Below are 13,375 nucleotides of genomic sequence, written 5' to 3'. Positions count from 1 at the left end.
GCGGCGATGCCCGGTGTTGCCGGTCCTTCGCCGCCCCCTGTGGGCGCGGTCGCGGCCGCGCTCCGGGGTAGCTTACGCTGCCTGTTCCGCCACCGCCCGCCCGCCCCCATGCCATCGACTCCCCAACCCGTCGCGGGCCCGGTCCCGGCTTGGGCATGGCAGGCCCGCCAGCCCGGCGTGCCTCCCCAGGCACAGGCGCAAGCCTGGCTGGAGACCCGGCTGGCAGGCGAGGAAGGGCCAGTGACGATGCAGCGCGACGCGCGCGGACGGCCCCTGCTGTGCACGCCCCGCGGATGCCACGACTGCAACTGGAGCCACAGCGGCGAGGGCCTGCTGGTGGCCCTGGGTGAGCACGTGGCAGTCGGCATCGACATGGAGCGGCTGCGACCCCGTCCGCGCGCGCTGGCGGTGGCGGCACGCTACTTCACCCCCGGCGAGGCCGATTGGCTGGCCACACAAGCGGCAGGGGATGATCGGGACCTTGCATTCCTGCGCCTGTGGTGCGCCAAGGAGGCGGTGTTGAAAGCGCACGGCCACGGCCTGTCGTTCGGCCTGCACCGGCTGCGCTTCGAGGACGCCGGCGGCGGCCTGGTGTTGCGCGACTGCGATCCCGCGCTCGGCCTAGCCCGCGATTGGCACCTGCGGGAGCTGGTGCCATCCCCCGGCTACATCGGCGCGCTGGCGTGGCGCCCGCGCGTGGCCGGCTGACCGCGGCTGCGGCGATACTGTCCGGTCATGGACACGCCCCTTCCCCCCGACCTCGCCCCCCTTCTGCGCGCGGGGCTGGCCGAACTCGAACTGGATCCGGCGCTCGATGCGCCGCTGCTCGACTACCTCGCGCTGCTGCTGCGCTGGAACCGCACCTACAACCTGACGGCCGTGCGCGATCCGCACGAGATGGTCACCAAGCACCTGCTTGATTCGCTGGCGATGCACCCCTTCGTGGACGCGCTGGCCGGCGCCGGCGGTGCACTGGCCGACCTGGGCACCGGCGCCGGCCTGCCCGGCATCCCACTGGCGATCGCCAAGCCGGGCCTGCGGGTCACCCTGGTGGAGAGCGCCGGCAAGAAGGCACGCTTCATGCGCGAGGCCGTGCGCCAGCTGCGGTTGGCCGACGTCGAGGTGGCCGAGTCGCGCATCGAGGCCCTGGACCGGCCGGGCGCGTTCGATGCGATCACCGCCCGCGCGCTGGCGACGCTGCCCCTGCTGGTGGAATGGGGCGGGCCGCTGCTCAGGCCCGGCGGCGTGCTTCTGGCAATGAAGGGCGTGGTGCCGGACGAGGAGATCGCCGCCCTGCCCGACGGCTGGGGGGTCGACGCCGTGCATGCCCTGCACGTACCCGGCCTGCCGGCGCAGCGCCACCTGGTGGTGGTGCGCCGGTCCTGACGCCCCCGGGACGCGCCGCGGCGGGCGCGGCCAGCGCCGCTTGCGCACGCGTTCGGCAAGGCCGGCCCGCCGCGGGCATAATCCCCGGTCCGGCCCGCGCCCCGCGCGGGCCGTCCGCTTCGCACGCCGCCGCCGCAGCGCCGGCCACTACAGGGGACGAGCCGCATGGCCCGCATCATCGCCGTCGCCAACCAGAAGGGCGGGGTCGGCAAGACCACCACCGCGGTCAACCTGGCCGCCGCGCTGGCGCGCACGCCCAAGAAGGTGCTGCTGGTCGACCTGGATCCGCAGGGCAACGCGACCATGGGTGCGGGCGTCAACAAGCGCGAACTCGGGGACTCGGTCTACGAGGTGCTGCTGGGCGAAAGCGACGCGGCCACCGCGCGCGTGCGCACCTCGGAGGACTTCGACCTGCTGCCGGGCAACATCGACCTGACCGCCGCCGAGATCCGGCTGATGGGCGAGGACGACCGCGAGCAGCGCCTCAAGCGCGCGCTGGCGCCGATCGCCGACGAGTACGACTTCATCCTCATCGACTGCCCGCCGGCGCTGTCGCTGCTGACGATCAACGCGCTGACCGCCGCCGACTCGATCATCGTGCCGATGCAGTGCGAGTACTACGCGCTGGAAGGCGTGAGCGCGCTGCTGGACACCATCGAGGGCATGCGCGGGCGGCTCAACCCCGCGCTGGAAATCGAAGGCGTGCTGCGCACCATGTTCGACGTGCGCAACAACCTGGCCAACGCGGTCTCGGCCGAGCTCACCAACCATTTCGGCGACCGCGTGTTCCGCACCATCGTGCCGCGCAACGTGCGCCTGGCCGAAGCGCCCAGCCACGGCCAGAGCATCGTCGGCTACGACAAGGCCAGCCGTGGCGGCATCGCCTACCTGGGGCTGGCCGGCGAAGTACTGCGCCGGCAGCGCGAGCGCGACCAGGCCACCCGGGCCGCCACCCCGACATCCACCGCACAGGAGACCCCGGCATGAGCGCCGCCAAGACCGCATCGGCCGCCAAGAAGCGTGGGCTCGGCCGTGGCCTGGAGGCGCTGCTGGGCCCGAAGAGCGAAGCCCCGGCACTGGAAGCCGCGCCCGGCGACACCCTGCACTCGCTTCCGGTGGACGCCCTGACCGCGGGCAAGTACCAGCCGCGCAAGCACTGGGACGAGGACAAGCTGGCCGAGCTGGCCGAGTCGATCAAGGCCCAGGGCGTGATCCAGCCCATCGTGGTCCGCGAGATCGCCGACCACGGCGGGCGCACCTACGAGATCATCGCCGGCGAGCGCCGCTGGCGGGCGAGCAAGCTGGCGGGCCTGGACGAGGTGCCGGTGGTGGTGCGCGAGGTCGACGACCGCACCGTGGTGGCGATGGCGCTGATCGAGAACATCCAGCGCGAGGACCTCAATCCACTGGAGGAAGCCAATGCGCTGCAGCGGCTGATCGACGAGTTCGACCTGACCCACGCCCAGGCCGCCGGTGCGGTGGGGCGTTCGCGCGCAGCGGTGTCCAACCTGCTGCGGCTGCTGGAGCTGCCCCCGGCGATCCGGGCGCTGGTCGAGTCGCGCCGGCTGGAGATGGGCCATGCCCGTGCACTGCTGACCCTGGCGCCCGACCTGGCCGCCAAGCTGGCAGCCGATGCCGCCGAGCACGGCTGGTCGGTGCGCGAGGTCGAGCACCGGGCCCAGCAGTTCGCGCTGGGCAAGCTGCCTGCCGGCAAGCGCAGCAAGCCGGTCCGGGCCAAGCCGCAGGCCGACATCGTCAGCCTCGAGCGTGAACTGGCCGAGTCGCTCAATACCAAGGTCAACGTGCTGCACGGCCGCGGCGGCAAGGGCCGCCTGGTGATCCACTACAGCGACCTGGACTCGCTGGAAGGCGTGCTGGAGAAGCTGCGCGGCCCGTCCGCCTGAAGGCCGCCTGCCGGCGTGACTCCCGCGCCGGATAGCCCCTTGCTAAGTGCTTGCGGGCAAAGGGAAAGGCCCGCATAATGCGCGGCTCGCTGCGTCTGGCCGCCCTTCCGGGTCGCCGCCGGCGCGCCCGGGAACGCGATTCCGGGCCCGCCCGACGCACCCGCCTGATGCTCCAACCGGCCTGCCGGACGGCGTCAGGGCTGTCTCCCGCATCGCGTGCCGCCCTGGGCGGCGGGGCCGCCGCCTCCCTGGCCAAGGGAAGCCCAACATCCTTTTCGAGGTGCACATGTCCCGAGTATGCCAAGTCACTGGCAAGCGAACGACGACCGGCAACAACGTCTCGCACGCCATGAACAAGACCCGCCGCCGCTTCCTCCCGAACCTGCACGAGCGCCGGTTCTGGGTTGCCAGCGAAAACCGCTGGATCAAGCTGCGTGTTTCCACCAAGGCCCTGCGCACCATCGACAAGAACGGCATCGATGCCGTGATCGCCGATCTCCGTGCCCGCGGCGAAAAGATCTGAGGACTGACCGATGGCTTCCAAGCGCGACAAGATCCGCCTGATCTCGACGGCCAACACCGGCCACTTCTACACCACCGACAAGAACAAGAAGAACACCCCGGGCAAGATGGAGATCAAGAAGTACGATCCCGTCGTCCGCAAGCACGTGGTCTACAAGGAAGGCAAGATCAAGTGATGCAGTGGCGCGGTTGCGCATAGCGCGATCGCCCTCCAACGCGTCATTTCCCGCGCAAGCGGAACCTGGAAGCCCACCGCAAGGTGGGCTTTCTTTATGCCCACCCGTATCGCCTCCTGCCGGGCTTCGGGCTGAGGGGTGGAGCCTTGGGCCCCCGGAGGCGCGACCTCCCGGGCAGCAGAAGCTGTCTGCACCCTGACCATCGGCTCAGGAAACACCTCCGCGCGGGCCTCGCGTCGACACCGCCGTGACCGCCGCGCTTCCATTCTGTGCCTCAGTTCCCGCACCCGCCGATCCCCATGCGTACCGCCCCGTCCGATGCCAAGCCACGAAGCTGGCTCACCTACTGCGCAGGCGAGTGCTTCTGGACGTGCGTGGCCGCGGCGGTGGCGATCGGCCTGTTGACGGTGTTCGTGCTCGTCTTCGAGGCACGGCTGGACATCAGCGCCATGCGCGAGGCGATCCTTGCCCCGGTCAACGTGGTGCGGCTGGTGGTGCTGACGGCCTGCCTGGCCCTCTGGAGCTACATCGTCCGCGTCATCAGTACGGCGCCGACCCGGGAAGATCGCCCGTCCGGCGTCGAGCACGCCGTGCACGCGGGTTCGACCCACGCCCACTGATCAGCCGCGCCCGGCTCCTACGCCCCCGCCTGCTGGGTCAGTCCGCGCGCCGGTCCCTGACCAGCCGGTCGACCACCGACGGATCGGCCAGCGTGCTGGTGTCGCCCAGTTGCCCGGGGTCCAATTCGGCTGAGCCCGACTCTGCGATCTTGCGCAGGATGCGCCGCATGATCTTGCCGCTGCGGGTCTTGGGCAGGCCCGGCGCCAATTGCAGGCGGTCGGGTGTAGCGATCGGGCCGATCTGGCGGCGCACGTGCGCGACCAGTTCCGCGCGCAGATCGTCTCCCGCCACCTCGCCGGCGAACAGCGTGACGTAGGCATGGATGCCCTGCCCCTTGAGTTCGTGAGGGAAGCCCACCACCGCGGCTTCGGCCACCTTCGGGTGCGATACCAGCGCGCTTTCCACCTCGGCGGTGCCGATCCGATGGCCACTGACGTTGATCACGTCATCGACCCGGCCGGTGATCCACCAGTCGCCATCTGCATCCCGTCGCGCGCCGTCGCCGGTGAAGTAGTGGCCGGGATAGGTGCGGAAATAGGTGTCGATGAAACGCCCATGGTCGCCGTAGACGGTACGCATCTGTCCCGGCCAGGAGTCGGTGAGCACCAGCATGCCCTCGGCCTCGCCTTCCAGAAGTTGGCCTTCGGCGTCCACCAGTGCCGGCTGCACCCCGAAGAACGGCTTCGACGCCGAGCCCGGCTTCAGCTCGGTCGCCCCAGGCAACGGGGTGATCAGGATGCCGCCGGTCTCGGTCTGCCACCACGTATCCACGATCGGGCAGCGCGAGTCGCCCACCACCTCGTAGTACCACCGCCACGCCTCGGGGTTGATCGGCTCGCCGACCGTCCCCAGCAGCCGGAGCGAGGCGCGCGAGGTGGCTTCCACCGGCCCGTCGCCCTCGCGCATCAGCGCCCGGATCGCAGTGGGCGCGGTGTAGAAGACGGTCACCTTGTGGCGGTCCACCACCTGCCAGAAGCGCGAGGCGTCCGGGAAACCCGGCACGCCTTCGAACACCAGCGTGGTCGCGCCATTGGCCAGCGGGCCGTAGACGACGTAGCTGTGTCCGGTGACCCAGCCGACGTCGGCGGTGCACCAGTACACGTCGTCCTCGCGCAGGTCGAACACGCACTCGTGGGTGTAGCTGGCGTACACCAGGTACCCGCCGGTGGTGTGCAGGACGCCCTTTGGCTTGCCGGTGCTGCCGGAGGTATAGAGGATGAACAGGGGGTCCTCGGCATTCATCCGCTCTGGCTCGCAGGTGTCGGGCTGGCTGTCGACCACCGCATCGAACCAGCGGTCGCGCGGCATCTGCATGTCCACCGCGGCACCGGCATGGCGCACCACCAGAACGGTCTCCACAGAGTTGGTGCCCGGCAGCGCGAGCGCGGCATCCACGTTGGCCTTGAGCGCGATGCGCTTGCCGCCGCGTCGCCCCTCGTCGGCGGTGATGACAAGCTTGCTGCCGCAGTCGGACACGCGGTCGGCGATCGACTGCGGCGCGAAGCCGCCGAACACCACCGAGTGGATCGCGCCGATGCGTGCGCAGGCCAGCATCGCGACCACGGCCTCGGGGATCATCGGCAGGTAGAGGGTGACCCGGTCGCCCTTGCGCACGCCAAGCGCACGCAGCGCGTTGCCCAGCCGGCACACGCGGGCGTGCAGATCGCGGTAGCTGATGTGCTCGGGCGACAGGGCCGGGTCGTCGTGCTCGAACACCAGCGCGGTCTTGTCGCCGCGCGTAGACAGGTGCCGGTCCAGGCAATTGACGCTGGCGTTGAGTTCGCCGTCCGCGTACCAGCGGATGCGGAAGTCATCGGGGTCGAAGCTGGTGTCCTGGATCGTGGTGGGCGGCGTCATCCAGTCCAGGCGTTGCCCGATGCGCGCCCAGAACGCCTCGGGGTCGCGCACCGACGCCTCGTAGTCGCGCGCGTAGTCGGCACGCGTGACGCGTGCGGTGGATGCAAAGGCCTCGTCGAAAGGGTGCACGGCAGGGCGGACGGCAGGGGCGGAGTGGCTCATGGCGCTTTCCCGGGTGGGCAGTGCACGAGTGTGCCGCAGGCACGGCGCCGCAGTCTCCCGCACCGGCGGGAACGGTCCACCGCACCGGTTTGCAACAGGCACGCACCCGGGTGCCTCTTGCTTAACGGTTCAGAGTGGCGACGCCGGTTGCGGGTGTCATGGACGGGCGTGCAGGATGGCCGCGGGGGAACCGATGGCCTATCGAGTTACGTTGGACACACTGCGCGGCATCATCGACGTGCGCTACTGGGATTGCGTCCCGGTGGAGCAACGCGAGGCCGCGTTCAAGGAAACCAGTGCGCTGCTGGGCGAGGGCGCGCCCTGCCGCATCCTGATCGACTTCAGCAACGCCCGGCAGACCGCCGAGCCGCTGGCGCGGGTCAGTGGATTCGCATCGAGGCTGGCGGCCGACGAGATGCTGCGGCAATGCCGGATCGCATTCGTCGGGCCCGAGACCAGCCGCTTCAACATGGCACTGGAAACGCTGGCGGGCGCACGGGGTTACGCGTTCCATCGCTTCTTCGGGCGCGGGGATGCGCTTGAGTGGTTGCATGGAAGCGACACGGTCGCCCTGTCGGCACCGGAGCGCTGACCGCCGCAGCGGCACTACTGGGGCGGGGCGGCCAGTTCCCGCGCGTCCAGGGCGCCGTCGCCGTTGACGTCCTGCCGACGGAATGCATCGGCCAGGGTAGCCAGGTGCGCCTGCCGGGTGACCGCGCGGCCACGCCCGCCCGGCAACTCGTGCGGTGACAGGGTGCCGTCGCCATCAAGGTCCATGCGCTCGAACGCGTACCCCATCCAGTGCTGGTACTCGGCCAGCGAAACCCAGCCGTCACCGTCCGCATCCATGCGCGCCAGGTAGGCCGCGGTGTCGCGGACCTGGGCCTGCGACGCGAAGGCCACCAGCAGCGCGGCGGACACGAGGTACCGCCCGACGCGGGCGCGCGCGGCGCGGCTGTGATCGGCCATTGCCCGGCGGGCGTGCGATGAGGTCATCGCGGTCGCGCTCAGGCCCGCGCCGGGGCCAGCGAATACCCCTTCAGGCGCCGGGAGAACTCCTCCAGCGCCTGGATCCCGCTGGCTTCGGCCTCGGCGCACCAGGCGTGCAGGCGCTGCAGCGTGGCCTGGGCGTCGTGAGAGCGGTCGTCCAGCACCTGCGCCAATCGCTCGCGGAACTGCGCGAGGGTGGCCATCTTCGGGTTCTGCTCGATCCACGCCTGCAGCCGCGCGCGCTTGTCATCGTCCAGCCAGCGGCCGCCATCGGCCAGCGCCTTGCGCAGTTGGCGGGGCAGCTTGTCGCGACCCTCGCGCAGCGCGGGCAGGGTCACGCCGCGGTAGTAGTCGGTCATCGCCTGGAAGCGGATCGCCAGCAGCGCACGCAGGGTCTCGGCGTCGGGCATGGCGATGTTCGGGCGTACGTCCAGCGACGGGGCGACGCGCAGCACTTTGGCCAGGCCGACCTTCTCCAGCAGCTTGATCGTGCTCCAGCCGATGTCGAACTCGAACCGGCGCAGCGCGAACTTGGCCGAGCTGGGGAACGCGTGGTGGTTGTTGTGCAGCTCCTCACCACCGATCCAGACGCCCCACGGAGTGAGGTTGGTGGAGGTGTCGGCGCTCTCGAAGTTGCGGTAGCCCCACCAGTGGCCCAGGCCGTTGACCACGCCGGCGGCCCAGAACGGGATCCACGCCATCTGCAGCGCCCAGATCGCCACGCCGGCGAAGCCGAACAGCGCGAAGCTGACGAACAGCAGCAGGGTCGGACCCAGCGTCGCGTGCGGGGTATAGAGCGTGCGCTCGATCCAGTCGTCGGGGCAGCCCTTGCCGTACTTCTCGATCGACTCGCGGTCGCTGCGTGCTTCCCGGTACAGCTCGACCCCGCGCCAGAACACGGTCCGGATGCCCTTGACCTGCGGGCTGTGCGGGTCGTCCTCGGTCTCGCATCGGGCGTGGTGCTTGCGATGGATCGCCGCCCACTCACGGGTGATCATCGACGTGGTCAGCCAGGTCCAGAACCGGAACACGTGGGCGATGGCAGGGTGGAAGTCCACCGCGCGGTGGGCCATCGAGCGATGCAGGTACAGCGTCACCGAGAAGATGGTGAGCTGGGTGGCGACCAGGAAGTAGATGGCGAGCGTGGCGAGGCTGGCCTGCACGAGGCCACCGGCAAGGAAGTCGATCAGGGAAGCGGGCATTGCGTGACTCCGGAACGGATTGCGACCGGCCAGGCGGCCCGGTCCATGGGTGATGATGCCATCGGCCACCGCGCATCGCATGGCCGCCGCGGCCCGTCGTTCAGTTGCGTCAGCGCCCGCGCCCGGGGCTGCACGTGTTCATGTTGGGTGCCGAGGCGTTGCGGGGCCACCTCGACCGCATTGGCGCGGGGCTAAGCTTTAGCGATGCCCGAGCTGCCCGAAGTCGAGACCACCCGCGCCGGACTGGCGCCGCACCTGGTCGGCCGCAGCGTCGTGGACGCGGTCCTGCGGCGCCCCGACCTGCGCTGGCCCATTGCGCGCGAGGTGGTCGACCGGTTGCCCGGACACCGGATCGACGCGGTGCGCCGGCGCGCGAAATATCTGCTTGTGGATACCGCCGCCGGCAGCGCGCTGCTGCACCTGGGCATGTCCGGCAGCCTGCGCGTGCTGCCGGGCGGTACGCCCGTGCGCGTGCACGACCACGTCGACCTGGTGCTGGATGACGGCCGGGTGCTGCGTTTCAACGACCCGCGGCGGTTCGGCTGCCTGTTATGGCAGCCCACTGGCCAGCTGCACCCGCTGCTGGCGGGCCTGGGCCCCGAGCCGCTGTCGGCCGCGTTCGACGGCGAGCACCTGTTTTCCCTTTCGCGGGGACGCCGCGCCCCGGTCAAGACCTTCCTGATGGACCAGGCGGTAGTGGTCGGCGTGGGCAACATCTATGCAGCGGAGGCGTTGTTTGCGGCAGGGATCTCGCCGCTGCGGCCGGCCGGCCGGATCTCGCGCGAGCGCTATGCCCGCCTGGCCGCTGCGGTGAAGGCGATCCTCGCGCACGCCATCGCCCGGGGCGGGACCACCCTGCGCGACTTCATCAGCCCGGACGGCGCCCCGGGCTACTTCGAGCAGGAGTTGTCGGCCTACGGGCGCGGCGGCGAGCCGTGCCCGCGCTGCGGGCGCCCGCTGCGGCAGGCCAGCATCGGCCAACGCGCGAGCGTGTGGTGCGGCCGCTGCCAACGCTGAGCCGGCCCCGCGCAAACGGCGGGGACGCCCCATGGCCGTCGGCCGGGTCGGACCACGCTTGCCGCATTCAGTGGCGGCAACCACGCGCTATAGTCCGCGAACTCGCCACGGGGGACACGATGGCCGACACCGCCGAGATCACGGTTCTGCTGGATGCAGCGCGCGACGGCGACCGCGGGGCACTGGACCGCGTGCTGGCAACGCTTTATCGCGAGCTCCACACGATGGCGCGCCGCCAGCTGGCGGGGCAGCACGGCCACACGCTGGACGCGACCGCGCTGGTGCACGAGGCCTACCTGAAACTGATCGGACGGCGCGAGGCGCAATTCGACGACCGCGCGCACTTCTTCGCCTACGCCGCGTCGGCCATGCGCAGCGTGGTGGTGGACTATGCCCGCCAACGGCTGGCGCAGAAGCGCGGCGGCGACCTGCACCGGGTCACCGACCTGCCGGAGGACCTGGAAGGGGGCGTCCGCCTGGACGAGGACACCCTCGGCCTGGATACCGCGCTGACCAAGCTGGCGGCGGTGGACCAGCGGCTTGCCCACGTGGTGGAGCTGCGTTACTTCGGCGGCCTGTCGGAGCTGGAGATCGCATCGCTGTTGCAGCGGTCCGAACGCAGCATCCGCCGCGACTGGCAGAAGGCGCGGCTGTTCCTGCTCGCCTCGCTCAAGGACGCCTGACCGGCGAGCCGTCGATGGATGCCGCGCGCTGGCAACGGCTGTCCCCGCTGCTCGATGCACTGTTCGAGCTGGACCCGCCGGCACGCGAACGGCGCCTGGACGAACTGCGCAAGGACGACCCGCCGCTCGCTGCGGAACTGGACGCGCTGGTGGCGCTGGAAGACGGGCGCGAGGATTTCCTCGCCGAGCCGGCGGTTGCGCCGCCGGAGGGGCCGCGCAGCGGACAGCAGGTCGGTCCCTACCGGCTGGACCGGGTGATCGGCGAGGGCGGCATGGGCCAGGTGTGGCGCGCCTCGCGTGCTGACGGGCTGTACGAGCGGCGGGTGGCGCTGAAACTGCTGCGGCCCGGCCTGGCCGACACCAACCTGCGCCTGCACTTCACCCGCGAGCGGCAGATCCTGGCGCGCCTGGCGCATCCCAACATCGCCCGCCTGCTGGATGCCGGCATCAGCGGCGACGGCCAGCCCTACCTGGCGCTGGAATACGTCGACGGTCGCCCGATCACCGACTACTGCAGCGAGCACGACGTCCCGCTCGAGGCACGGCTGCGGATGTTCCGGCAGGTGTGCGAGGCGGTCAGCCACGCACACGCCAACCTGATCGTCCACCGCGACCTGAAGCCCTCCAACATCCTGGTCACGCCCACGGGTGACGTGCAATTGCTGGACTTCGGGATCGCCAAGCTGCTGGATGGCGAAACCGCCATGCAGGGGCACACCGGCACCGGCACGCGTGCCTTCACCCTGCACTACGCCGCGCCCGAGCAGATCCGCGGCGAGCCGGTCAGCACCATGACCGACGTCTACTCGCTGGGCGTGGTGCTGTATGAGCTTCTGGCCGGCGGCAAGCCGTACCGGCCGTCGCGCACCAGCGATGCCGCGTGGGAAGAGGCCATTCTCGCGGGCGACGTGCCGCGGCCGTCGCTGGCCGCGGTGCAAGGCGGGGTAACCGGCCGGTCCGGATCGGCGAGCCGACGTCGGGCGCGCGCGCTGGCGGGGGACCTGGACAACATCGTGCTCAAGGCGATGGCGCCGCGGCCCGAGCAGCGCTACCCCTCGGTGGAAGCGCTGGCGCTGGACCTGCAACGGCACGCCGCGGGGCGCCCGGTGCTGGCGCGGCCGCAGAGCGTGGGCTACAGGCTGCGCAAGTACCTCACGCGCCACCGCTGGGCGGTTGCAAGCGCCGCCCTGGTCGGCTGCGTGGTGGCGGTAGCGCTGGCCAGCGTTGCCTGGCAGGCGCGCGAAGCCGTCGCCGAGGCCAGCCGCGCGCAGGCCATGCAGGAGTTCGTCGTGGGTCTGTTCGAAAGTGCCCGCGGCGGTGGCGGCGTAGACGCACCGGTGGACCTGCGCGCACTGCTGGATGCCGCGGTCGAGCGCGGCAACCGCCAACTGGCGCGGCAGCCGCGTGCACGCGCCGAACTGCTGGGGGTGGTGGCGCGCGTGCGCATCGGACTGGGCGACTACGACCAGGCCGCCCAACTGCTGCAGCGCCAGGCGCTGATCGTGGATGCCGTCGACGGGATTCCGCACGGCCTGCGCCTGGAGTCGCTGACCCAGCGCGGCCGCGTCCTGCGGCTGCGCGGCCAGCCGGAGGCGTGCATCGGGCTGATGGCCCCGGCACTGCGGTACGCGCGCGCCGAGCAGGCGCAGTTGCCGTTGCAGGCGGCCGAATTCAAATCCCAGCTCGGCCGTTGCCATCGCGCCGTCGGAGCCCGCAAGCAGGCGCGCCAGCTGTTCGAGCGTGCGCTGGCGCTGCGGGTCGGAGTCGGTGGCGACGCGCTGGGCGAGGTCGAGAACCGGATGGACTTGGCCGGTCTGGAGGCCGACGCGGGTCACCTGCAGGTGGCGCTGCAGGGATTCGCGCGCGCGCGCGTGCAACTGGCCCGCGAGGTGGGCGAGCGCCACGCGCTGGCGGTCGGGATCGGCCACAACCTGGGGCGGCTGCATCGCGCCCTGGGCCAGCCGGACGCGGCCGAACGCGACCTGCGCGGTGCGCTGGCGGTGTCGCTCGCGGTGGACGGCCCCTCGCATCCGTCGACGCTTGCGGTTCGGCGCGAGCTGGCATCGCTGCTGATGCACGACGGTCGGCTGGGCGAGGCCCGCATCGAGCTGGAGGAAACCCATCGGCGGCTGTTGGCGCGGCTCGGCCCCCACCACGTCGACCTCGCGGGCAGCCATGCGCAACTGGCTCGCGTCGCCCACGAGCTGGACGACGCCAATGCCGCGGTCGCCGCGGCCGAACGCGCGCTGGCGATCAGCCGCGGCAGTGGCGACCCGCTCCGCATTGCCGAGGCCGAGGCCGACCTCGCCGCCCTGCGCCGGGACGACCACCCCGCGCAGGCGCGTGGATTGCTGATTCGTGCACGTGCCCGCCGCGCAAGTGCGCTGGGAGACGAGGACGCCAGCGTGGCCGAGGCAGGCCTGCAACTGGGCGCGGTCGAGTTCGACCTGGGCCTGGGCGAGCGTGGCCTGGCCGCTATGCGCAAGGCCGTGCCCCGACTGGATGCTGCCCATGGCGCCAACGACCCCCGCGTTCGGGAGGCGACGTTGGCGCTTGCGTGGCGGGAGGCGCTGGCCGGCGAGGCGGGGGCCAGCGCCCGGCTTCGGGGCCTGGCTGCGGCGACCGACACCGGTACGCCGCCGCAACGCGATACCGCCTGGCGTGCGCGCGCCTATGCGGCCGACGTCGACTGCCGCTCAGGGCGGGCGCGGGACGCGGGGCACGAACTGGAAGCGCTCCTGGCGGAAATCGAGCGCGCCCACCCCGAAGGCGGCACGTTGCGCCGCGAGGTGGCCGCGATCAGCCAGGCCTGCCGCGACCGCACCGCCACGCTCGCCGAGGGCAGGTCCTGACCC

At 71.3% G+C, this 13,375-nt stretch carries 14 protein-coding genes; 11 read left to right on the top strand and 3 right to left on the bottom strand.

The features are described from left to right. The first annotated feature begins 177 nt into the window (after window positions 1-177). The 7 genes from ACJQWL_RS11375 (at window position 178) to ACJQWL_RS11345 (ending at window position 4,608) form a co-directional block, all read left to right on the top strand. Window positions 178-708, top strand: coding sequence for a 4'-phosphopantetheinyl transferase family protein (locus ACJQWL_RS11375; RefSeq protein WP_411300903.1), 531 nt, complete (start codon window positions 178-180; stop codon window positions 706-708). Between the two features lie 27 nt (window positions 709-735). Further along, window positions 736-1,386: a 16S rRNA (guanine(527)-N(7))-methyltransferase RsmG gene (gene rsmG / locus ACJQWL_RS11370; RefSeq protein WP_330969295.1), complete on the top strand. Its 651-nt coding sequence runs from the start codon at window positions 736-738 to the stop codon at window positions 1,384-1,386. A 165-nt stretch (window positions 1,387-1,551) separates the two neighbouring features. Then, window positions 1,552-2,373 carry a ParA family protein gene (locus ACJQWL_RS11365; RefSeq protein ID WP_330969294.1) on the top strand — a complete coding sequence of 274 codons (822 nt, stop codon included), beginning with the start codon at window positions 1,552-1,554 and terminating at the stop codon, window positions 2,371-2,373. Next, complete coding sequence (locus ACJQWL_RS11360) at window positions 2,370-3,290, top strand: ParB/RepB/Spo0J family partition protein (protein ID WP_330969293.1); 921 nt, start codon at window positions 2,370-2,372, stop codon at window positions 3,288-3,290. The genes ACJQWL_RS11365 and ACJQWL_RS11360 overlap by 4 nt, the downstream gene beginning before the upstream one ends. A gap of 286 nt (window positions 3,291-3,576) precedes the next feature. Then, the gene (gene rpmB / locus ACJQWL_RS11355; protein WP_330969292.1) at window positions 3,577-3,813 is read left to right on the top strand and encodes a 50S ribosomal protein L28; all 237 of its coding nucleotides are present in this window, start codon (window positions 3,577-3,579) and stop codon (window positions 3,811-3,813) included. Between the two features lie 10 nt (window positions 3,814-3,823). Beyond that, the gene (rpmG, locus tag ACJQWL_RS11350; RefSeq protein WP_330969291.1) at window positions 3,824-3,988 is read left to right on the top strand and encodes a 50S ribosomal protein L33; all 165 of its coding nucleotides are present in this window, start codon (window positions 3,824-3,826) and stop codon (window positions 3,986-3,988) included. Window positions 3,989-4,287: 299 nt separating this feature from the next. Further along, window positions 4,288-4,608 (top strand): hypothetical protein, encoded by a 321-nt coding sequence (locus tag ACJQWL_RS11345; RefSeq protein WP_330969290.1) that lies wholly within the window; start codon window positions 4,288-4,290, stop codon window positions 4,606-4,608. A 37-nt stretch (window positions 4,609-4,645) separates the two neighbouring features. On the opposite strand, the gene acs is transcribed toward ACJQWL_RS11345, so the two are convergent. Further along, window positions 4,646-6,628, bottom strand: coding sequence for an acetate--CoA ligase (gene acs, locus ACJQWL_RS11340; protein ID WP_330969289.1), 1,983 nt, complete (start codon window positions 6,626-6,628; stop codon window positions 4,646-4,648). Between the two features lie 211 nt (window positions 6,629-6,839). Here acs and ACJQWL_RS11335 point away from each other — a divergent pair, with 211 nt between their 5' ends. Then, window positions 6,840-7,220, top strand: coding sequence for a hypothetical protein (locus ACJQWL_RS11335; protein ID WP_330969288.1), 381 nt, complete (start codon window positions 6,840-6,842; stop codon window positions 7,218-7,220). 14 nt (window positions 7,221-7,234) lie between these two features. On the opposite strand, the gene ACJQWL_RS11330 is transcribed toward ACJQWL_RS11335, so the two are convergent. Further along, window positions 7,235-7,597: an EF-hand domain-containing protein gene (locus ACJQWL_RS11330; protein WP_330969311.1), complete on the bottom strand. Its 363-nt coding sequence runs from the start codon at window positions 7,595-7,597 to the stop codon at window positions 7,235-7,237. Window positions 7,598-7,635: 38 nt separating this feature from the next. Beyond that, window positions 7,636-8,820: a DesA family fatty acid desaturase gene (locus tag ACJQWL_RS11325; RefSeq protein WP_330969287.1), complete on the bottom strand. Its 1,185-nt coding sequence runs from the start codon at window positions 8,818-8,820 to the stop codon at window positions 7,636-7,638. Window positions 8,821-9,024: 204 nt separating this feature from the next. Between ACJQWL_RS11325 and mutM the strand changes: the two genes are divergently transcribed. The 3 genes from mutM (at window position 9,025) to ACJQWL_RS11310 (ending at window position 13,372) form a co-directional block, all read left to right on the top strand. Continuing rightward, on the top strand, window positions 9,025-9,837 hold the full coding sequence (mutM, locus tag ACJQWL_RS11320; RefSeq protein WP_330969286.1) for a bifunctional DNA-formamidopyrimidine glycosylase/DNA-(apurinic or apyrimidinic site) lyase: 813 nt from the start codon (window positions 9,025-9,027) through the stop codon (window positions 9,835-9,837). Between the two features lie 119 nt (window positions 9,838-9,956). Continuing rightward, window positions 9,957-10,520 carry an ECF-type sigma factor gene (locus ACJQWL_RS11315; RefSeq protein WP_330969285.1) on the top strand — a complete coding sequence of 188 codons (564 nt, stop codon included), beginning with the start codon at window positions 9,957-9,959 and terminating at the stop codon, window positions 10,518-10,520. A gap of 14 nt (window positions 10,521-10,534) precedes the next feature. Then, entirely contained in the window at window positions 10,535-13,372 is a 2,838-nt protein-coding gene (locus tag ACJQWL_RS11310; protein WP_330969284.1) for a serine/threonine-protein kinase, read from the top strand. Window positions 13,373-13,375 lie beyond the last annotated feature (3 nt).

The organism is Novilysobacter viscosus, assembly GCF_046600715.1.
In the GTDB taxonomy this organism is placed as follows: domain Bacteria; phylum Pseudomonadota; class Gammaproteobacteria; order Xanthomonadales; family Xanthomonadaceae; genus Lysobacter_C; species Lysobacter_C viscosus.
The sequence above is the reverse complement of the archived record's forward strand: the minus strand, read 5'-3'. Positions and strand labels throughout refer to the sequence as shown.